Here is an 18,203-nt window from a genome sequence, read left to right as displayed (position 1 = left end):
AGTACGCGAGCCTGGGGTGGGCTCAATATTCCCAGAAGATCCGCTGCAGTTCCTTGGTGTCGTTGGTCTTCGTCAGGGCCACCATGGTCAGGATGCGCGCCTTCGAAGGACGCAGGTCATGGGCCACCACCCAGTCGTACTTGTCGTCGGGCTGCTCGGCATTGCGGATCACGAAACCGTCCGGCACGCGCGAGCTGCGGACGACGAGGATGCCGTCGCTGCGCAGCTTCTGCAGATTGGGGACGTTGCGGTCGGCCACCGATCCGTTGCCGGTGCCGCCATAGACCAGGGCCTTGATGCCGCTCTTCGCCAGTGCGTCGACGGCCGTCGTCGGCACGCTCTGGTAGCCGTAGGCGATCTCCACCGGCGGCAGGGCGTTGATCTGGTCGATGTCGAACTCCGACTGCATCGTGTGGCGCTTCACCGGCGCGCGGAACCAGTAGTTGCGTCCCTCGACGATCATGCCGAGCGGGCCCCATTGGCTCTTGAAGGCCTCGGTCTTGATGTTGACCGTCTTGTTGACGTCGCGCCCGGTGTGGATCTCGTCGTTCATCACCACGAGCACGCCCTTGCCGGCGGCGTCCTTGCTGGCGGCGACGTTGACCGCGTCGAACAGGTTCAGCGCGCCGTCGGCCGACAGGGCGGTGCCCGGCCGCATCGAACCGACCACGATGATCGGCTTGGGCGTGTGCACCGTGAGCGTCAGGAAGTACGCCGTTTCCTCGATCGTGTCGGTGCCGTGGGTGATGACGATGCCGTCGACGTCGGCCTGCTTCGACAGCGCCGAGACGCGCTTGGCGAGGGTCAGCAGGTTCTCGTTGGTCAGGCTTTCGGAGGCGATCTGGAAGACCTGTTCGCCGCGCACGTTGGCGACCTTCGACAGCTCGGGCAGGCCGGCGATGAGCTTGTCCACCGGCACCTTGGCCGCCGAGTAGGTGGCGCTGTTGACGGCCGAAGCGCCCGCGCCGGCGATGGTGCCGCCGGTCGCGAGGATGACGACATTGGGCAGGGCCGCCTGGGCGTGCGCAATGGCACTGGCGGTGATCAACGCGGCCGCGCCCGCGAACGCGCGAAGTCTGGAAGCAAAGTACATGGAAGCTCCTTTTGACAGTTGTGTGACGGAAGCGGGCGAGACGATAGCCAAACCACGCCTTCGTGGCACATGCACGCAATGCCAAGCACGCATGCCGTCATGCGGCCGGGAGGGCGAATGCGGCCGTGGAAGGATCCGGGCAAGCGCTACCATCGCCGACGCGATGACCGACACATCCCCCTCCGCCGCCGTAACCGCCCAGCAGATGCCCGCCCCGATGGGACCGCTGTCGCGCGCGCGGCCAGGGCGCGAGCGCATCCTCGCGGCGATCCGCACGGCGGCGATCACGGAGTTCAGCCTGCATGGGCTCAAGGGCGCATCGACGCAGGCGATCGCGGCGCGCGCGGGGCTCACCAAGCCGCAGCTGCACTACTACATCCCCGGCAAGGAGGAGTTGTACGAAGAGCTGCTGATGCAGGTGCTGCACGACTGGAAGGTGGTATTCGACTTCCAGGAGAACGCCAACGACCCCGGCGCGGTGCTGGCCGACTACATCCGCAAGAAGCTGGACCACGCCTTCGACAACCCGGAAATCTCGCGCATCTTCACGCGCGAAGTGCTGGATGGCGGCCGCAACCTGGAGCGCTACTGGCCCAACGCGCGGGCCTGGACGCAAAAGAAGGTGGACATCATCAACGGCTGGATCGCGCGCGGACAGATGCGACCGCTCGATGCGCGCCTGCTCCTGATGCACATCTGGGCGATGACCCAGAGCTACGCCGACTACGCCCTGCAGGCGCGGGTGATGCTGGGCCTGCCGCCCGACGCGCCGATCGACCGCGAGCCGATCGCGCGTGAACTGGTCGCCTTCGTGCTGGGCGGCTGCGGCATCAAGGCCTGATACTAAGTTGCGTTCAAAGATATAGAAGTTATCCAATCGAAACCGGTCATCGATCGGGTTCTCTCGTGATCTGATTCGAGCGCCACCAGCCCTGTCGTGAGGGCGCGTTCGACGGCGTCGAGGTTGGCGAAGACATGGTTGGCAAAGCAGTCCTCGCGAATCGCCTCCCACAGATGCTCGGCCGGGTTGAGTTCGGGGCTGTACGGAGGCAGGTAGATCAGTCGCATGTGATCCGGGACCGCGAGTTGACCTGCCAGATGCCAGCCCGCCTGGTCCATGACCATCACGATGAATTCCTCGACATGGCGCTGGGCGACCTCGGCCAGGAATAGCGACATGGTCTCGGCGTTCACCCAGGGCAGCACGAGGCTGTCCATCACGCCGTCGTGTGGGCTGACGGCACTGAAGGCATAGATGTACTTGCGCTCCAGGCGAGCGCCGACGACAGGTCGAATGCGGTGTGGCGCCCAGCAGCGACGCGGCGTGCCCAGCAATCCGAATCGCCCCTCGTCCTGGAACATCAGCCGCACCGCGCGACCTTGTTCAGCCTGGCGCACGACCTCTTGGCGTACCTGGCGGCGGAGTTTTTTTAAAGGCGGCCTGTGCCGCGACGTCCGCCTTGGGATGCCGGGGCCGGGGCACGACCTTGCGCCAGCCGTGACGGTCGAGCAGCCGATAGATCGTCGAGGGCGCCACCGCCTTGCCGAGTTGCTTCTGGTAGGCCTGCTGGATCTCAGCTACCGTCAACATCCCGCCTGCCTGTGCGCGTTCGACGAAGGGTGCCAGCAACTCCTGCTCCTGTTCGGCGCTCAAATGCTGGTGGTGTCTGCCACCGCGGCCTCGAAGATCGAAGATGGCATCACCTTCCTTGGCCCATCGAGAGTGCATCACATGCACGGTGGTGGTTGACCAACCCAGCAACTGTGCAATCTGCGCGGCCGAGCTGCCCAGCGTGGCCCTGATCAGCACGCACTGGATGCGCTGGTACTGCGCATGGCTGTCGGCTTGCTTGAGCCGTTCTGCCAAGCGCATCACGGTCGCCTTATCCCCAACGATCAGACTCTTCATCCACGACTCCTTGAAGTACGTGGACAGACATGATATCTAATCTATTGAACGCAAATTGGTATGAGAGCTTCTGTCGATGCGGCCGCCGCCGGGCCGCCCCAAGGCGGCCGCGCCTCCCCCTCGGGGGGTGGCGTTACACGCCGCGCAGCGGCGTGAAAAGCCGGGGGGCCTTCATTTCGCCGTGGGCATGACGAATTCGGCCCCCTTGCCGATGCTCTCCGGCCAGCGCTGCATGATCGACTTCTGCTTGGTGTAGAAGCGCACGCCTTCCTCGCCGTAGGCATGCATGTCGCCGAAGAGCGATTTCTTCCAGCCGCCAAAGCCATGCCAGGCCATCGGCACCGGGATCGGCACGTTGATGCCCACCATGCCCACCTGGACGCGCCGGCCGAACTCGCGCGCCACGTTGCCGTCGCGCGTGAAGCACGAGACGCCATTGCCGAACTCGTGCGCGTTGATCAGCTCCGCCGATTCCTTCAGGTCCTTCACCCGCACGCACGACAGCACCGGGCCGAAGATCTCCTCCTTGTAGATGCGCATGTCGGGCGTGACGTGGTCGAACAGCGTGCCGCCGAGCCAGAAGCCCGCGCCGCAGCCTTCGCCGGCCTCGGCACCCTGGAAGCCGCGGCCGTCCACCAGCAGCTTCGCGCCTTCCTTCTCGCCCTGGGCGATATAGCCGGTGATGCGCTCGTGCGCGGCGCGCGTCACGATCGGGCCCATCTCGGCCGCGAGGTTCTCGCCGTCCAACACCTTCAGCGCCTTGGTGCGCTCGACGAGCCTGGGCAGCAGCCGGTCGGCCACGTCGCCCACCAGCACCGCCACGCTGATCGCCATGCAGCGCTCGCCGGCCGAGCCGTAGCCGGCGCCGATCAGCGCATCGACCGCCTGCTCGATGTCCGCGTCGGGCATCACCACCATGTGGTTCTTGGCGCCGCCAAGCGCCTGCACCCGCTTGCCGTGGCGCGCGCCGGTCTCGTAGATGTAGTTGGCGATCGGGGTGGAGCCGACGAAGCTCACGGCCTTGACATCCGGGTGTTCGAGCAGCGCATCGACCGCCGCCTTGTCGCCCTGCACCACGTTGAACACACCGTCGGGCAGCCCCGCTTCCTTGAGCAGCTCGGCGATGCGCAGCGACGGGCTCGGATCGGTCGGGCTCGGCTTGAGGACGAAGCAGTTGCCCGCCGCGATCGCCACCGGGAACATCCACATCGGCACCATGACCGGGAAGTTGAAGGGCGTGATGCCCGCCACCACGCCCAGCGGCTGGCGCAGCGTCCAGTTGTCGATGCCGGTGGAGACCTGGTCGGTGTAGTCGCCCTTGAGCAGCTGCGGAATGCCGCAGGCGAACTCCACGATGTCGATGCCGCGCGTGACCTCGCCCTGCGCGTCGGTGAAGACCTTGCCGTGCTCGGCGGTGATCAGGTGCGCCAGTTCGTCGCGGTGCCTGTTGAGCAGCTCGAGGAACTTGAACATCACTCGTGCCCGGCGGATCGGCGGCGTGTCGGCCCAGGCCGGGAAGGCGGCCTGCGCGGCGGCCACGGCTGCATTCACCTGGTCGGCGGCGGCGAGGCCGGCACGGCCCGTGAGGGCGCCGGTGGCGGGGTTGAACACGTCCTGCGTGCGGCCGGAGGTGTTGGCCACGACGCGGCCCTGGATGTAGTGGTCGATGGCGGCGATGCTGTTCTTCATGGGTGGAATTCTCGAGGTCGGGCGAATGAAAGACGGATGCGGTCAGCGCGGCTCGTTCAGCGCTTCTCCGAGGGCGTTGACCAGCGCATCGATCTGCGACCGGTCGCTGACGAAGGGCGGAGCGAGCTGGATCGTGTCCCCGCCGAAGCGCACGTAGAAGCCCTTCTCCCAGCAGCGCATCGCGATCTCGAACGGCCGCCGCGCGGGTTCGCCCGGCAGGGCCTCGATCGTCAGGCCGGCCGCAAGACCGAAGTTCCGGATGTCCAGCACATGCTTCGATCCCTTGAGCTGATGCACCGCGGACTCGAAATACGGCGCCAGTTCGCGAACCCGTGCCGGCATGTCCTCCTTCTCGAGGATGTCCAGCGTCGCAAGCCCCGCCGCACACGCCACCGGGTGCGCCGAATAGGTGTAGCCGTGCGGGAACTCGATCGCATACGCGTCGCCGCCCGCGGCCATGAAGGTGTCGTGGATCTCCTTGCTCGCCACGATGCCGCCCATCGGGATCACGCCGTTGGTCACCTGCTTGGCGAAATTGAGGATGTCCGGCACGACGCCGAAGGCCTCCGAACCGGACCACGCGCCGGTGCGTCCGAAGCCCGTGATCACCTCGTCGAAGATGAGGAGGATGTTGTTCTGGGTGCAGATCTCGCGCAGGCGCTTGAGGTAGCCCACCGGCGGGATCACCACGCCGGCCGAGCCCGAGAAAGGCTCGACGATCACGGCCGCGATGTTCGAGGCGTCATGCAGCGCGATCAGGTCCAGCAGGCGGTTGGCCAGCGCCTCGCCGCCCTCGGCCGGCATGCCCTTGGCGAAGGTGCCCGGCGCCGGCTGCGTGTGGGGCAGGTGGTCTGCCTCCACGCCCTGCCCGAAGGTCTTGCGGTTGCCGGCGATGCCGCCCACCGAGATGCCGCCGAAGTTCACGCCGTGGTAGCCCTTCTCGCGGCCGATCAGGCGCGTCTTGCCGGCCTGGCCCTTGGCGCGCCAGTAGGCGCGCGCCAGCTTGAGCGAGGTATCGGCCGCTTCCGAGCCCGAGCCGACGAAGAACACATGGTCGAGCCCAGTGGGCATCTTCTGGACGATCCGCTCGGCCAGCCGGAAGGCCAGCGGATGGCCGAACTGGAACGGCGGCGCATAGTCGAGCTCGGCCACCTGGTGGCTCACCGCCTGCACGATCTCCGCGCGCCGGTGGCCCAGGCCGCAGGTCCAGAGGCCCGACAGTCCATCGAACACGCGCCGGCCGCGTGCGTCGCGGTAGTAGCAGCCCTCGGCTTCGACCAGGAGCCGCGGGTCTTTCCTGAACTGGCGGTTGCCGGTGAAGGGCATCCAGTGGGCATTGAGCTGTGCTTCGCTGACGAGGCTGCGCGGGAGGTCGCTGAGGTCCATGGGTTTGCTCGAAGGGAAATATTGATCCGACAAATTCTGGAGAGACCGTCGGTTTCGGTAAACTGACTTCATTGCCAGTTCACATTCAAGGGACTGAAACTTTCATGGTCAAGAAGGCCTTGCTGGGCCAGGTCAGCGACAACGAGATCCGGCTCTTGCGCATCTTCCGGACGGTGGTGGCGTGCGGGGGACTGGCCGCCGCCGAGCTCGAGCTGAACATCGGCCGTTCGACCATCAGCCGCCACATCAAGGAACTCGAGGAACGCCTCGGGCTGGTGCTGTGCCGCCGCGGCCGCGCCGGCTTCGCGCTAACGCCGGACGGCCAGCGGATCCACGAGGCCGGCCTGCAACTGCTGGGCGCGATGGAGGCGTTTCGCAGCGGCGTGCACGACATGCATGCCGAACTCGTGGGAACGCTGTCCGTCGGACTGTTCGACAAGACCGCGACGAACCCGCAGGCGCGCATCAGCCAGGCGATCCGGCGCTTCCGCAGGCAGGCGCCGGACGTGCTGATCGACGCCTCCGTCGGCACCCTGCAGGACATCGAGTCGGGCGTGATCGACGGCCGGCTCCACGTCGGCATCGTGCCCGATCACCGTCGCTCCGACAGCCTCGCGTACGTCGATCTCTTCGGCGAGACGATGTACCTCTACTGCGGACGGCAGCATCCGCTCTACGGGACCTCTGCCGAGCTGCACTGGGAAGACCTCCGGGACTACGACTACGCGGGCCTGGCCTTCCACTCGCCCAACATGGACGCGACGCATCGATTCCACCTCCGGCGCAAGGCCGTCGCGAGCGACCAGGAGGCGATCGTCTCGCTGATCCTCTCGGGCTGCTACCTCGGGTTCCTGCCCGACCACTACGCGGCAGGCTTCGTGAACGCGGGCCAGATCGAGCGCGTGGCGCATGCGGAGTGCATGTACGAATTGCGATTCGTCGCGATCTCGCGCCGCTCGTCGTCCGCCTCGCGCCTGGCCGCGACCTTTCTCGAAGCGCTGCAGCGCTCCCACCAGGCGCCGTGAGGCTCAGGCCGCCGTGACCCGCCCGGCCCACCGTCGCGGCAGCCTCAGCCTCCCCCACCTTCCCGCTCACAAAAGTCCGTCGCGGACCTCGACAACGGATCACGGCAGAACGCCCCCACGTAGCGCGGCCCGCTCATGTCATCCAGGTACTGAACAGCCGAGGTCTGGTTCAAGAGGTCCTGGAATGTGAACTCGGGCGCGGTGACCTTTTCAAGCACCTCGCTTAGCTCGAAATCGAGCGATAGCACGGGGACCATCTCTCTCGAGTCCGTATCGGTCGGATGCAGGGGGGCCTTCGCCACGAACCGGACGAGCCGGTTTTCGATCTCAGGGAAGAACTCGCGCATCCGTCGCAAGACCACCAATGCGTCGCTGGCGAATCCGGCCACCACGCTCGCCGGGTACATCGGCGATGCCTCCACAAGCGTGATCTCCAGCGCTCCGTCATGCGGCGCCTTGTCGACCACATCGCTGATGTTGGGATGGAGTTCTCTGACGTCCAATGGGGCGGAAACCAAGCTCCGCGGCAGATCGCGGCCCTCCTTGTCCATCAGGATCGCGCTCCCGAATGCCAGGAATATCGCCGCCAGGGCGGCAGAGAAGACCCATTCGGACCAGTCCGACACCTTCCGGCTTCGCTGCGGCGGCTTTGGCGTCGGCGGGGTGCTGCGCTTCGGCCGCTGATCCCGCGCTTCCAATGGCGCCCGCGAAGTGACGATTTCGCCAGGATGCACCTCCGCCGTCGCTTCTTCGTCATCGGCAAGCATGTCGGATGTCTCGTGATGGCCGCTCCTGACCCGGACTGTGCCACATCCGCCATTGCCCAGACCGCGCGAGGCCGCCCAGCACACGCTATTCGCTGAAGTGCATCGATTCGAACGGAATCGGCCGGGCGTTCCAACTGGTGTTGCATCCCGACGTCGGGTATTCGAAGTCGAATGCCACGGCCTGGCTCCCGTCGAGGCCGATCAGCCGCGCATGCGTCCCGTTGTCCGCGACGGCATAGCTGACCAGGACCGATGCGCCCGCCGGCGCCTCGTAGGCGCTCGAGCACACGCTGGAGTAGATGCTCTTGTTGTCGTCGAAGCGCCGGACTTCCGTCGCAGCCTGCTGCCCCGCATCGATCGAATAGGCCGAGACAGCACTGTAATTTCGGCTTTCTCCCGGCGCGGCGCCGGCCGGCTGATTGACGGAGCCCAGGCCGTCGTCGAACACCTGCACCAGGCCGTCGTGCGTGATCGACACCGCGTGCTGCCCGATGGGGTACAGGCCGCCGGCCGCGAGGGTCAGGCTCCTGGCCGCCAGCGAGGGAAACGTGTGCCAGTACTTCGCCGGGTCGCCGAGTATCCAGATCAGGCTGCCGCTGGCGTAGTCGATCTTCGCAATGAAGTTCTCGCGGCTGGAGACGATGAGCGAATCATCGCTCGGATCGTAGGTCGCGGCGTTCATGTGAAACCAGTCGGCCCCCGGCCGCACGAACGAAGCCGGGTCATCGCCCTGACTTTGCATGTAGCGCGACAAGATGTCGCCCAGGTCCCATCGCGCGAGCACGCTGCCGCTGTTCGGGTCGATTTCGACGAGCGTGCTCTCGATGTTCAAAACGCCGTTGAGCGTGGCGTCGACTTCGGCCAGCAGGCCGACCTTGCCGGGATCGACGTTGTGGTGAAAGTCGTTGATGTCGGTGGCGCCCAGGGGCGCCACGCTGGCCGTTCCGTCCAACTCCAGGCGCCGGACCTGAAGCGGTGTGTTGTCGCCGATGACGAATCGGTTGCCGACGAAGAGCGACGAGAAAGACGGCATCGCCGTCGGCACCACCCACCGGATCTGGCCGTCGGTGTCGACCACCACCGGACTGCCCAGCGCGGACTTCATGTAGAAGTAATCGAAACTCAGCGCATCGCCAACTGCACGAGCCTTCAAGGCGACCGGCCGGTCATAGATGCCGTTCGGATCGGTGTAGGCAGCGGTGTCGACTTCGATGCGCAATTCCTGGGTCGGTTCGCCTGCGGATTGCACGTCGACGTCGACCTGGTTTGCATAGTTCGAGTACAGGCCGAAGACGGGCACCGTGATGGTGCTGCTACCCGCGGCGGCATAGCCCCGCCGCTGCAAGGAGGCGATTGCATAGCTGACATCGACCGGACGCGACACGGTGCCCGGCTTTGCCTCGATGCGGTAGTGCACCGTGGTCGGGACCTCCCCGCCTGAAAAGTGCAGGTCCACGAAGGCGATGAACGGCGAGACCCCGGCGCGCACGGCGGACACGGTGAGAGGCGCCACCGCGGCCGGGTCTGCCAAGGCCGTGCTGCTTGCGTCTTGGCCTCCACCTCCGCCCCCGCAACCGCAGAGGACAAGCGCCGCCGCGGCGCACGGAATCAGGCTTGGCCGGCACATACCCAGCCTGCGAGCACGATGGAACACGATGCACCCCGCTTCTTTTCTTGTTGGCGCGCCAGGTCGCCCGCGATGATGCCGGTGCATTTCTGAGCTGGGAATTAGCGCCGGCAGATTCCTCCTCTTGGGCTGCCGCCGGACAAAGAAAAGGCCCCGGGCATCGCTGCGCGGGGCCGAGATCGGGTCCTTGCCGGACCCGAGGAGACATTCGGTCGATCAGAGCTGCTGGTCACCCTCGGAGGTGTGGACGCCGTGGATAACGAGGCCAGCGGCGGCGGCGAGTACGAGCGCGAGGGTGAGCATGTGAGCCTTGTGAATCGGTAAGGTCAATTTTAGGGTAAACCCTAGCCATCGCGTGGCACCCCTCCTGAAATAGCCACACAGCCCGAAGGCTCAACCTGGGGCCAGCCGCCGCCAGCAGCCGGGCGGGTGAGCCGACCGCTTCCCGCTCTTGGTGCAGGCCGGATTGGCACGTCGCTTGCATAACCTGACCGCTTGCTCTGATTAAGCGGTCAAACACACCATGCGAGTGCTCGTCGTCTACTGCCATCCGGTCGAAACCAGCTTCCATGCCGCCTTGCACCAGGAGGTGCTGCGCAACCTGCGCGCGGCGGGTCACGAGGTGGACGACTGCGACCTCTACGCCGAAGGCTTCGATCCGGTGCTGTCGCGCGAGGAGCGGCTGGGCTACCACGAGGTGCCGAGCAACCAGATTCCGCTCAAGCCCTACATCGAGCGGCTGCAACGGGCCGAAGGCATCGTCTTCTGCTTCCCGACATGGTGCTTCGGGTTGCCGGCCATGCTCAAGGGCTACTTCGACCGGCTCTTCATGCCGGGCGTGGCCTTCGACCTCTCCGACCCAAAGGACGTCAAGCCGATGTTGACGAACATCCAGCGCATCTCGGCGGTGGTGACCTACGGCCGGCCGCGCTGGGTCGCGTGGTACATGGGCGACCCGCCGCGCAAGATCGTCACGCGCTACATGCGCCGCCTGACCGGCCAACAGGCGCGGGTGGACTACCACGCGCACTACCACATGAACATCGCGACCGAGCCGCAGCGGAGGCGCTTCCTGAAGCGCGTGGGCCATGCGATGGCGCGCTTTGCCTGAAACGCTTTACAGGACTTTGCCCATGCTCCACGGCTACATCCCACCCCACCGCTTCCTGCCCTATCTGAGCTGGACCGAGATCGACGCGCTGCCCGATCGCGAGAACACCGTGATCGTGCTGCCCTGCGGCGCGATCGAGCAGCACGGCCCGCATCTGCCGTGTTCGGTCGACAGCGTCATCTCGTCCGGCGTGATGGGCAAGGCGCTCGAACGGCTGCCCGCCGAGGTGCGCGCCTTCGCGCTGCCGACGATCACCTATGGCAAGTCGGAAGAGCATCTGCACTTCCCCGGCACGATGACCTTGACGGGCACCACGCTGCTCGCGACCGTGATCGAGATCGGCGAATCGGTGTACCGCTCGGGCTTTCGCAAGCTGCTGTTCGCCAACGGGCACGGCGGCCAGCCGCAGGTGCTCGAGATGGCGGCGCGCGAGCTGCGGCTGCGCCACGGCGATTTCGTGGTCGTGCCACACGGCGTCTCGCGGCTGCCGAGCGCCGCGAGCAGGCAGGTGAGCGAGCAGGAGAAGCGCCTCGCGATGCATGCCGGCCATTCCGAAACCGCGCTGATGCTCGCGCTCGCGCCCGACACGGTGCACATGGAACGCGCGGCCGCCAACTTCCCGCCGCCCTTCCCGATCAAGCTGCTGTCGGCCGACGGCCGGCCCGCCTGCGCGTGGACCGCGCGCGACTTCGGTCCGAGCGGCGTGATCGGCGACCCGACCAGCGCGACGCGCGAACAGGGCGAGGAAATCCTCGACACGCTGGCCGACAGCTGGGTGCAGGCGCTGACCGAGCTCTACGCCCTGCGCTGGGTGGTGCGCGACGAACCCACCTGGGGGCGCAGCCATGAGCAGGGATTCATCCAGACCAGCCAGCCGGCCGTTGCCGGCTGATGCGGGCCGAGGCTCGTTCCTTGCATCGGCACGTTTCGTCCCTTTCCTTTCCCACCTCGAAGGTCTCACCATGCGCCAACACTTCGCTCCCACTCTCGGTCGTCTTGCCGCTGCCGCAGCGCTCGCCATCGCGGCGACTGCGCCCGCTCATGCGGAGGACAAGTTCGTCTACATGACCAACTGGTACGCGCAGGCCGAGCATGGAGGCTTCTACCAGGCGGTGGCGCAGGGCATCTACAAGAAGTACGGGCTCGATGTGACCATCAAGATGGGCGGCCCGCAGGTCAACATCACGCAGATGATGGCCGCCGGCCAGGCCGACTGCATCATGGGTTCGAGCGACATCCAGATGATGCAGGTGCGCGAAGGCGGCGTGCCTGTCGTCAACGTCGCGGCCTTCTTCCAGAAGGACCCGCAGGTGCTCATCGCGCATGACGACGTGAAGAAGTTCGAGGACCTGAAGGGCAAGACGATCCTGATCGGCTCGCAGGCCAACCGCGGCTACTGGCCCTGGCTGAAGGCCAAGTTCGCCTTCACCGACGAGCAGACGCGGCCCTACACCTTCAACATCCAGCCCTTCGTCGCGGACAGGAACACGGCGCAGCAGGGCTACCTCACGTCCGAGCCTTATGCGATCCAGAAGGCCGGCGTGAAGGCCACGGTGCTGATGTTCAGCGACCACGGCTTCCCGTCCTATGCCACCACAGTGTCGTGCATGGACAAGACGGTGAAGGAGCGCGCCAGGCAGGTCGCCGCCTTCGTGAAGGCATCGGCCGAGGGCTGGAAGAGCTACCTCGCCGATCCGGCGCCCGCCAACGCGCTGATCAAGAAGGACAACCCGAACATGACCGACGACCAGCTCGCCTACAGCGTCGCGAAGCTCAAGGAGATGGGCATGGTCACCGGCGGCGATGCGGCCACGCAGGGCATCGGCGTGATCACCGATGCGCGCACGAAAGCGAGCTACGACTTCCTCGTTGCCGCCAAGCTGCTCGACCCCGCGAAGGTCGAGATGGGCAAGACCTACACCACCGAGTTCGTGAAGGACGCGAAGGTCCTGCCCTGAAACACCGGCAGCCCGCACCGCGGGCCGCCTCTCGAAAGGCTTTGCATGAACGATCCCGAAACCGCCGCCTACGACCTGCCGATGCGGATCGCATCGACGCCCGCCGTGGAAGTGCTCTCGGCCGAGAAGACCTATCCGAACGGAACGCGGGCGCTGATGACCGTGGACCTCTGCATCGGCGAAGGCGAGTTCGTCACGCTGCTCGGTCCCTCGGGATGCGGCAAGAGCACGCTCTTGAAGATGATCGCCGGCATGCTCGAACCGACCGACGGCCGGCTCAAGGTGTTCCGCAAGCCGGTGCAGCAGATCGAGTCGAGCGGCCGCCGCATGGCCTTCGTGTTCCAGTCGCCCACGCTGATGCCGTGGGCCAGCGTGCGCACCAACGTGCGCCTGCCGCTGGACTTGGCCGGCGTGCCGCGCAAGGAAGCCGAGGCGCGTGTTTCGGAAGCGCTCGAACTGGTCGGGCTCGAGAAGTTCGGCTCGGCCTTGCCGCGCGCGCTCTCGGGCGGCATGCAGATGCGGGTATCGATCGCGCGCGGCCTGGTCACGCAGCCCGACCTGCTGCTGATGGACGAACCCTTCGGCGCACTCGACGAGATCACGCGCCACAAGCTCGACGCCGAACTGCTCGACCTGTGGCGCGAGAAGAAGCTGACGGTGATCTTCGTGACGCACTCGATCCACGAGGCGGTGTTCCTGTCGAGCCGCGTGATCATGATGGCCGCGCGCCCCGGCCGCGTGGTGGAGGAGTTCGAGATTCCCGAGCCCTATCCGCGCACCGCCGATTTCATGGTGTCGCCGCAGTTCAGCCGCCATGCGAAGAAGCTGCAGGACAGCCTGCTGCGCGCGAGCAGCGCAGCCGACGAGGTGGTTGAATGAGCGCGATCGCACCGACGAATGCGGCCGCCGCGTCGCCTGCGCCCACGAAGGCAGGTGCCAGCTCACCCACCGCCGCGAAGCCGCAAGCCAAGCCCGAGGCCAAGCGCACGCCGCTGCTGCAGCAGCCGCGCGTCCAGCGCATCGCCTATCCGCTGCTCGTCGGCGTCGTGCTGGTGGCACTCTGGCAGGGCATCGTGACCGCGATGGAGCTGCCGCCGTACCTGGTGCCCTCGCCCTACCTGATGCTGCAGACGCTGGTCACCGACTGGATGCCGCTCGGCATGGCGCTCTTGGTGACGCTGAAGATCACGGTGCTCTCGTTCGTGGTCGCGACCGTTGCGGGCGTGCTGATCTCGTTCCTCTTCGTGCAGAGCAAGCTGATCGAGACCGCGCTCTTTCCCTACGCAGTGCTGCTGCAGGTGACGCCGATCGTCGCGGTCGCGCCGCTGATCATCATCTGGGTCAAGAACCCGACCGCCGCGATGGTGGTCTGCGCGGCGCTGGTGGCGCTGTTCCCGATCATCAGCAACACCACGCTGGGCCTGCGCAGCGTGGAGCCCGATCTGCAGAGCTACTTCAAGCTCAACCACGCATCGCGCTGGCAGCAGCTGGTGCGCCTGCGCATCCCGAGCGCGCTGCCGTACTTCTTCGGTGGGCTGCGCATCTCCAGCGGCCTCGCGCTGATCGGTGCGGTGGTGGCGGAATTCGTCGCGGGCACCGGCGGCTCCGGCGCGGGGCTGGCCTACCAGATCCTGCAGGCGGGCTTCCAGCTCAACATCCCGCGCATGTTCGCCGCGCTGCTCCTGATTTCACTGACCGGCGTCGCGCTGTTCGTCCTGATGGCGTGGCTCACCAAACTCGCACTCGGTTCCTGGCACGCCAGCGAACTTTCACAGGATTGATTCGATGAATGCACCCGTTTCACCCATCGAGCGACTCCACCTCGAGTTGCCCGAGCTCGAATGGATCACCGACCCGGGCCGCATTGCGAGGCTGTCGCAGGACTTCGCATGGTTCAGCCCCGTGCTGGACCGGCAGCTCAAGGACAAGCGCGCCGATGCGGTCGTGCGCCCGCGCACCGAAGAAGAAATTCGAGCACTGGTCGGCGCCTGCGCGCGCATGAACGTGCCGATCACGATCCGCGGCAGCGGCACCGGCAACTACGGCCAGACGACGCCGCTCGCCGGCGGCGTGGTGCTCGACATGACCGGCTACAACGCGGTGCAATGGGTGCGGCCCGGCGCGGCGCGCGCGCAGGCGGGCATCCGGCTCGGCGAGCTCGAAAAGCACACCAGGCCCAGCGGACAGGAACTGCGCTGCCTGCCGTCGACCTACCGCAGCGCGACGCTCGGCGGGCTGTTCGGCGGCGGCTTCGGCGGTGTGGGCTCGATCAACTACGGACCGCTCGGTGCGCCGGGCAATGTGCTGGGGCTGCGCGCGATGACGATCGAGCCCGAGCCGCAGATCGTCGAACTGCGTGGCGCCGAGGCATTGCGCCTGCATCACCTGTGGGGCACGAACGGCCTGGTGCTGGAGCTCGAAGTGGCGCTGGCGCCTCAGCACCCGTGGCTCGAAAGCCTGGTCGTCTTCGATGCCTTCGACAAGGCGCTCGCCTTCGGCAACGCGCTTGCGAACGCGCCGGGCATCGTGAAGCGCGAGGTGGCGTTCTTCGCGAGCCCGGTGCCCGACCATCTCGCGCAGCTTGCCGACTACCTGCCGAAAGGCTGCCACGCCGTGCTCTCGCTGGTCGATGAATCGTCCGAATCCACGATGCTCGAACTGATGCAGGCGCACGGCGGCACGATGAGCTACCGCAAGACGGCCGAAGAGGTGCGCAAGACCAACCGCACGCTGATGGAGTTCACCTGGAACCACACGACGCTGCACGCGCTGAAGGTCGACAAGTCGCTGACCTATCTGCAAAGCAGCTTCGTGCCGGGGCAGCACGTCGAGCAGATCACGGCGATGGAGAACCTCTTCGCCGGCGAGATCCTGATGCACGCGGAGTTCCTGCGCAACCTCGATGGCGTCCTCACCTGCAGCGCGCTGCAGCTGGTGCGCTTTTCCACCGAGGAACGGCTGGGCGAGATCATCCGCATGCACCGCGAGCACGGCGTGCGCATCAACAACCCGCACACCTTCATCGTCGAGGACGGCAAGGCCGGCGGTGCGCTGGCACCGGAGGTCATCGCAATGAAGAAGCGCTTCGACCCGCAGGGCCTGCTGAATCCGGGGAAGCTGCGCGACTGGCCGGTCAGCCGGTGACGACAGAGGCCTGCATGCGCCGGCGGCGCTGCGTCCACAAGGTGGCCGCGACGACGGCGAGCGCGAGCCCCCAGAGCGGCCAGAGGCGCAAGCGCGAGACCCAGACGGCATAGGGCGTGAGGCCGGTGCGGCCTTCGACTTCGGCTTCGAGCACGCCGCGCGTGAGCCTCGGCAGTTCGTGCGTCACGCGGCCGCGGTGGTCGATGACCGCCGTCGCGCCGGTGTTCGTCGCGCGCACCATCGGGCGCTGGAATTCGAGCGCACGCATGCGCGAGATCGCGAGGTGCTGGTCGATCGCGACCGAGTCGCCGAACCACGCGATGTTGCTGACGTTGAGCAGGATGGTCGGCGCCTCGGCCTCGCTGCGGAAGTTCGCGCCGATCTCGTCGCCGAACAGATCCTCATAGCAGATGTTCGGCGCGATGCGCTGGCCCTGCCAGACGAACGGCGCCTGTGCGAGGCCGCCGCTGTTGAAGTCGCCCAGCGGGATGTTCATCATCTCGGTGAACCACCGGAACAGGCCCGGGACGAATTCGCCGAAGGGCACGAGATGGTGCTTCTCGTAGCGGTAGGGATGCGGCTCGCCGGGACGCAGCCCGACCACCGCGTTGCTGTAGCCATTGCGGTCGCCGAGCGGCAGGCCGACGATCGCGGCCTGGTTGCCGCTCGTGTAGCGCGCCGCGATGGCTTCGAGGTAGCCGGGGGGCAACTGCGAAGGCAGGAGCGGCAAGGCGGTCTCCGGCGTGATGACCAGCGGCGCGGTGGCGCTGTGCAGCTGTTCGCCATACCAGCGCAGCGCGGTCGCGATGCCGCCGCCGGGGATGAACTTCTCGTCCTGCGGGATGTTGCCCTGCAACAGCGCGATGCGCAGGTGGCCCTGCGATCGCGCGCTGTCATCGCCAGGCGTGCCGCGGATGGCCATCAGCAATGCCGGCGCGCACAGCACGATCAACGCGAGTCCCGCTTGGGTCGCGAAGGGGCGAACTCGGGCGCGGCGCAAGGCGATGGCCGCGAGCGCCGTGATGGCTGCCGCCACCGCGCCGATGCCGTAGACGCCGATCCACGGTGCATAAGCGGCCAGCGGGCCATCGACGTGCGCATAGCCGCCGGCGCCCCATGGGAAGCCGGTGAACCAGCTTCCGCGCACCAGCTCGGCCAGCGTCCACAGCGCGGCGAAGAAAGCGGCCGAGCCCCAGGCATTCGAAGGCGCAAAGGCCACGTAGAGGCCGCATGCGACCGCGTAGTAGAGCGCGAGCGCCGCCGACAGGGCGAACACCGCGATCGCGGCCAGCGGCGCCGGCAGGCCGCCGTAGGTGTGCATCGAGATGAAGAGCCACCAGAAGGTGCCGCAGAGCCACGCGGTCGTGAAGACCCAGCCGAGGAACGCGCCGCTGCGCCACGCGCCGCCGCGGCCATCGGCGTTGCGCAGGCCATCGAGCTGCCAGACGAGCGCAGCCAGCGAAAGAAGCTGGAGCCACCATTGCGGCTGGCCGTTCCACGGCGCGGCGATGGAAGCCGCCTGGGCGAGCCCCGCGAGCCCGAAGCCCAGGGCGCGGAGGAGCGCGTTCAATCGGAGGCGTCGTCGCCGCGCGCCGGCGAGACCTTGAACCAGCGCACCGCGCCACCCTTGGTGTGCAGCACCACGAAATCGAAGCTGCCGAGCGCGTAGTGTTCGCCGCGCTTGGGCACATGGCCCATCTCGTGCGCGATCAGGCCGCCGATGGTGTCGAACGCCTCGCCGTGTGCCTGGTCGTCGAAGTTGATGCCGAAGGCTTCGGCCACGCGCTCGATCGGGGTGTCGCCGGCGACCCGATAGGTGTGATCGGCGAGGCCGAAGATGTCGCCCTCGTCCTCGGGGATGTCGAACTCGTCCTCGATCTCGCCGACGATCTGTTCGAGCACGTCCTCGATGGTGATGAGGCCGGCCACGCGGCCGAATTCGTCGATCACCACCGCGAGGTGATTACGGTTGCCGCGGAATTCGCGCAGCAGGTCGTTGAGGCCCTTGCTTTCGGGCACGAAGGTGGTCGGCCGGAGCAGCGCGCGAATGTTCAGGCCCGGCGCGCGCTGCAGCTTGAGCAGATCCTTCGCGAGAAGGATGCCGATGATGTTTTCCTTCTCGCCCTCGTAGACCGGGAAGCGCGAGTGCGCCGTGTCGATGACCAGGTTCAGCAGCGTGTCGTAGGGCGCGTCGATGTTGACGAGATCCATGCGCGGCGCCGCCACCATCACATCCCCGGCCGTCATGTCGGCCATGCGAAGCACGCCCTCGAGCATCACGCGCGATTCGGCGCCGATGACCTCGTTGTCCTCGGCGTCGGCGAGCGTTTCGATCAGCTCGTCGCGCGAATCCGGGCCAGGGTTGATGAATTCGGCCAGCCTCTGGAAAAAGCTGCGCTTGTCCTCGCGTTCGGCGGGCGCGCGTTCAGGGTGAGGTTCGGCCACTGCAGGAGGGCAGAGTTGGGGAAGCACAAGGATACACCCCCAGCCTCGC

At 66.7% G+C, this 18,203-nt stretch carries 17 protein-coding genes; 8 read left to right on the top strand and 9 right to left on the bottom strand.

Annotated features, from left to right (window positions below; translation table 11 throughout):
* Nucleotides 1-22: 22 nt before the first annotated feature.
* Nucleotides 23-1,093 carry an asparaginase gene (locus tag VAR608DRAFT_RS18890; RefSeq protein WP_088955441.1) on the bottom strand — a complete coding sequence of 357 codons (1,071 nt, stop codon included), beginning with the start codon at nucleotides 1,091-1,093 and terminating at the stop codon, nucleotides 23-25.
* Between the two features lie 163 nt (nucleotides 1,094-1,256).
* Between VAR608DRAFT_RS18890 and VAR608DRAFT_RS18885 the strand changes: the two genes are divergently transcribed.
* Nucleotides 1,257-1,934: a TetR family transcriptional regulator C-terminal domain-containing protein gene (locus tag VAR608DRAFT_RS18885; RefSeq protein ID WP_331712999.1), complete on the top strand. Its 678-nt coding sequence runs from the start codon at nucleotides 1,257-1,259 to the stop codon at nucleotides 1,932-1,934.
* Nucleotides 1,935-1,936: 2 nt separating this feature from the next.
* Here VAR608DRAFT_RS18885 and VAR608DRAFT_RS38050 read toward each other — a convergent pair whose 3' ends face one another.
* The 4 genes from VAR608DRAFT_RS38050 to VAR608DRAFT_RS18865 form a co-directional block, all read right to left on the bottom strand.
* On the bottom strand, nucleotides 1,937-2,560 hold the full coding sequence (locus tag VAR608DRAFT_RS38050) for an IS630 family transposase (protein ID WP_231973569.1): 624 nt from the start codon (nucleotides 2,558-2,560) through the stop codon (nucleotides 1,937-1,939).
* On the bottom strand, nucleotides 2,478-3,002 hold the full coding sequence (locus tag VAR608DRAFT_RS18875; protein WP_088953016.1) for a winged helix-turn-helix domain-containing protein: 525 nt from the start codon (nucleotides 3,000-3,002) through the stop codon (nucleotides 2,478-2,480). The genes VAR608DRAFT_RS38050 and VAR608DRAFT_RS18875 overlap by 83 nt, the downstream gene beginning before the upstream one ends.
* A gap of 171 nt (nucleotides 3,003-3,173) precedes the next feature.
* Nucleotides 3,174-4,691: a CoA-acylating methylmalonate-semialdehyde dehydrogenase gene (locus tag VAR608DRAFT_RS18870; RefSeq protein ID WP_088955440.1), complete on the bottom strand. Its 1,518-nt coding sequence runs from the start codon at nucleotides 4,689-4,691 to the stop codon at nucleotides 3,174-3,176.
* Between the two features lie 42 nt (nucleotides 4,692-4,733).
* Entirely contained in the window at nucleotides 4,734-6,077 is a 1,344-nt protein-coding gene (locus tag VAR608DRAFT_RS18865; RefSeq protein ID WP_088955439.1) for an aspartate aminotransferase family protein, read from the bottom strand.
* 104 nt (nucleotides 6,078-6,181) lie between these two features.
* Here VAR608DRAFT_RS18865 and VAR608DRAFT_RS18860 point away from each other — a divergent pair, with 104 nt between their 5' ends.
* A complete protein-coding gene (locus VAR608DRAFT_RS18860; protein WP_088955438.1) occupies nucleotides 6,182-7,102 on the top strand; it encodes a LysR family transcriptional regulator in 921 nt (306 codons plus the stop codon).
* A 44-nt stretch (nucleotides 7,103-7,146) separates the two neighbouring features.
* On the opposite strand, the gene VAR608DRAFT_RS18855 is transcribed toward VAR608DRAFT_RS18860, so the two are convergent.
* Entirely contained in the window at nucleotides 7,147-7,869 is a 723-nt protein-coding gene (locus tag VAR608DRAFT_RS18855; RefSeq protein ID WP_088955437.1) for a hypothetical protein, read from the bottom strand.
* An 85-nt stretch (nucleotides 7,870-7,954) separates the two neighbouring features.
* Complete coding sequence (locus VAR608DRAFT_RS18850; protein WP_172843873.1) at nucleotides 7,955-9,400, bottom strand: aryl-sulfate sulfotransferase; 1,446 nt, start codon at nucleotides 9,398-9,400, stop codon at nucleotides 7,955-7,957.
* Nucleotides 9,401-10,019: 619 nt separating this feature from the next.
* Between VAR608DRAFT_RS18850 and VAR608DRAFT_RS18845 the strand changes: the two genes are divergently transcribed.
* The 6 genes from VAR608DRAFT_RS18845 (at nucleotide 10,020) to VAR608DRAFT_RS18820 (ending at nucleotide 15,709) form a co-directional block, all read left to right on the top strand.
* Complete coding sequence (locus tag VAR608DRAFT_RS18845) at nucleotides 10,020-10,607, top strand: NAD(P)H-dependent oxidoreductase (RefSeq protein ID WP_088955435.1); 588 nt, start codon at nucleotides 10,020-10,022, stop codon at nucleotides 10,605-10,607.
* A 22-nt stretch (nucleotides 10,608-10,629) separates the two neighbouring features.
* Nucleotides 10,630-11,499, top strand: coding sequence for a creatininase family protein (locus tag VAR608DRAFT_RS18840; protein ID WP_088955434.1), 870 nt, complete (start codon nucleotides 10,630-10,632; stop codon nucleotides 11,497-11,499).
* 70 nt (nucleotides 11,500-11,569) lie between these two features.
* A complete protein-coding gene (locus tag VAR608DRAFT_RS18835; protein WP_088955433.1) occupies nucleotides 11,570-12,565 on the top strand; it encodes an ABC transporter substrate-binding protein in 996 nt (331 codons plus the stop codon).
* Between the two features lie 45 nt (nucleotides 12,566-12,610).
* Complete coding sequence (locus VAR608DRAFT_RS18830) at nucleotides 12,611-13,444, top strand: ABC transporter ATP-binding protein (protein ID WP_088955432.1); 834 nt, start codon at nucleotides 12,611-12,613, stop codon at nucleotides 13,442-13,444.
* A complete protein-coding gene (locus VAR608DRAFT_RS18825) occupies nucleotides 13,441-14,346 on the top strand; it encodes an ABC transporter permease (protein ID WP_088955431.1) in 906 nt (301 codons plus the stop codon). The genes VAR608DRAFT_RS18830 and VAR608DRAFT_RS18825 overlap by 4 nt, the downstream gene beginning before the upstream one ends.
* Nucleotides 14,347-14,350: 4 nt before the next feature.
* On the top strand, nucleotides 14,351-15,709 hold the full coding sequence (locus VAR608DRAFT_RS18820) for an FAD-binding oxidoreductase (protein WP_088955430.1): 1,359 nt from the start codon (nucleotides 14,351-14,353) through the stop codon (nucleotides 15,707-15,709).
* Here the strand turns inward: VAR608DRAFT_RS18820 and lnt are convergent.
* On the bottom strand, nucleotides 15,699-17,279 hold the full coding sequence (lnt, locus tag VAR608DRAFT_RS18815) for an apolipoprotein N-acyltransferase (RefSeq protein ID WP_172843872.1): 1,581 nt from the start codon (nucleotides 17,277-17,279) through the stop codon (nucleotides 15,699-15,701). The two genes, VAR608DRAFT_RS18820 and lnt, sit on opposite strands and share 11 nt — an antisense overlap.
* Nucleotides 17,276-18,154, bottom strand: a complete 879-nt coding sequence (locus tag VAR608DRAFT_RS18810) for an HlyC/CorC family transporter (protein WP_088955428.1) — start codon at nucleotides 18,152-18,154, stop codon at nucleotides 17,276-17,278. The genes lnt and VAR608DRAFT_RS18810 overlap by 4 nt, the downstream gene beginning before the upstream one ends.
* Nucleotides 18,155-18,203 lie beyond the last annotated feature (49 nt).

The sequence above is a fragment of the Variovorax sp. HW608 genome (assembly GCF_900090195.1).
Taxonomy (GTDB): domain Bacteria; phylum Pseudomonadota; class Gammaproteobacteria; order Burkholderiales; family Burkholderiaceae_C; genus Variovorax.
Note: the sequence above shows the minus strand (reverse complement) of the source record. Positions and strands in the feature narration are given on the sequence as shown.

Excerpts from the sequence above, each read along its gene's own strand:
- VAR608DRAFT_RS18885 (WP_331712999.1), top strand. The coding sequence starts at position 1,257 with ATGACCGACACATCCCCCTCCGCCGCCGTAACCGCCCAGCAGATGCCC.
- VAR608DRAFT_RS18825 (WP_088955431.1), top strand. The coding sequence starts at position 13,441 with ATGAGCGCGATCGCACCGACGAATGCGGCCGCCGCGTCGCCTGCGCCC.
- VAR608DRAFT_RS18855 (WP_088955437.1), bottom strand. The coding sequence starts at position 7,869 with ATGCTTGCCGATGACGAAGAAGCGACGGCGGAGGTGCATCCTGGCGAA.
- VAR608DRAFT_RS18890 (WP_088955441.1), bottom strand. The coding sequence starts at position 1,093 with ATGTACTTTGCTTCCAGACTTCGCGCGTTCGCGGGCGCGGCCGCGTTG.
- VAR608DRAFT_RS18865 (WP_088955439.1), bottom strand. The coding sequence starts at position 6,077 with ATGGACCTCAGCGACCTCCCGCGCAGCCTCGTCAGCGAAGCACAGCTC.
- VAR608DRAFT_RS18840 (WP_088955434.1), top strand. The coding sequence starts at position 10,630 with ATGCTCCACGGCTACATCCCACCCCACCGCTTCCTGCCCTATCTGAGC.
- VAR608DRAFT_RS18830 (WP_088955432.1), top strand. The coding sequence starts at position 12,611 with ATGAACGATCCCGAAACCGCCGCCTACGACCTGCCGATGCGGATCGCA.
- VAR608DRAFT_RS18875 (WP_088953016.1), bottom strand. The coding sequence starts at position 3,002 with ATGAAGAGTCTGATCGTTGGGGATAAGGCGACCGTGATGCGCTTGGCA.
- VAR608DRAFT_RS18870 (WP_088955440.1), bottom strand. The coding sequence starts at position 4,691 with ATGAAGAACAGCATCGCCGCCATCGACCACTACATCCAGGGCCGCGTC.
- VAR608DRAFT_RS18860 (WP_088955438.1), top strand. The coding sequence starts at position 6,182 with ATGGTCAAGAAGGCCTTGCTGGGCCAGGTCAGCGACAACGAGATCCGG.
- VAR608DRAFT_RS18820 (WP_088955430.1), top strand. The coding sequence starts at position 14,351 with ATGAATGCACCCGTTTCACCCATCGAGCGACTCCACCTCGAGTTGCCC.
- VAR608DRAFT_RS18845 (WP_088955435.1), top strand. The coding sequence starts at position 10,020 with ATGCGAGTGCTCGTCGTCTACTGCCATCCGGTCGAAACCAGCTTCCAT.
- VAR608DRAFT_RS18835 (WP_088955433.1), top strand. The coding sequence starts at position 11,570 with ATGCGCCAACACTTCGCTCCCACTCTCGGTCGTCTTGCCGCTGCCGCA.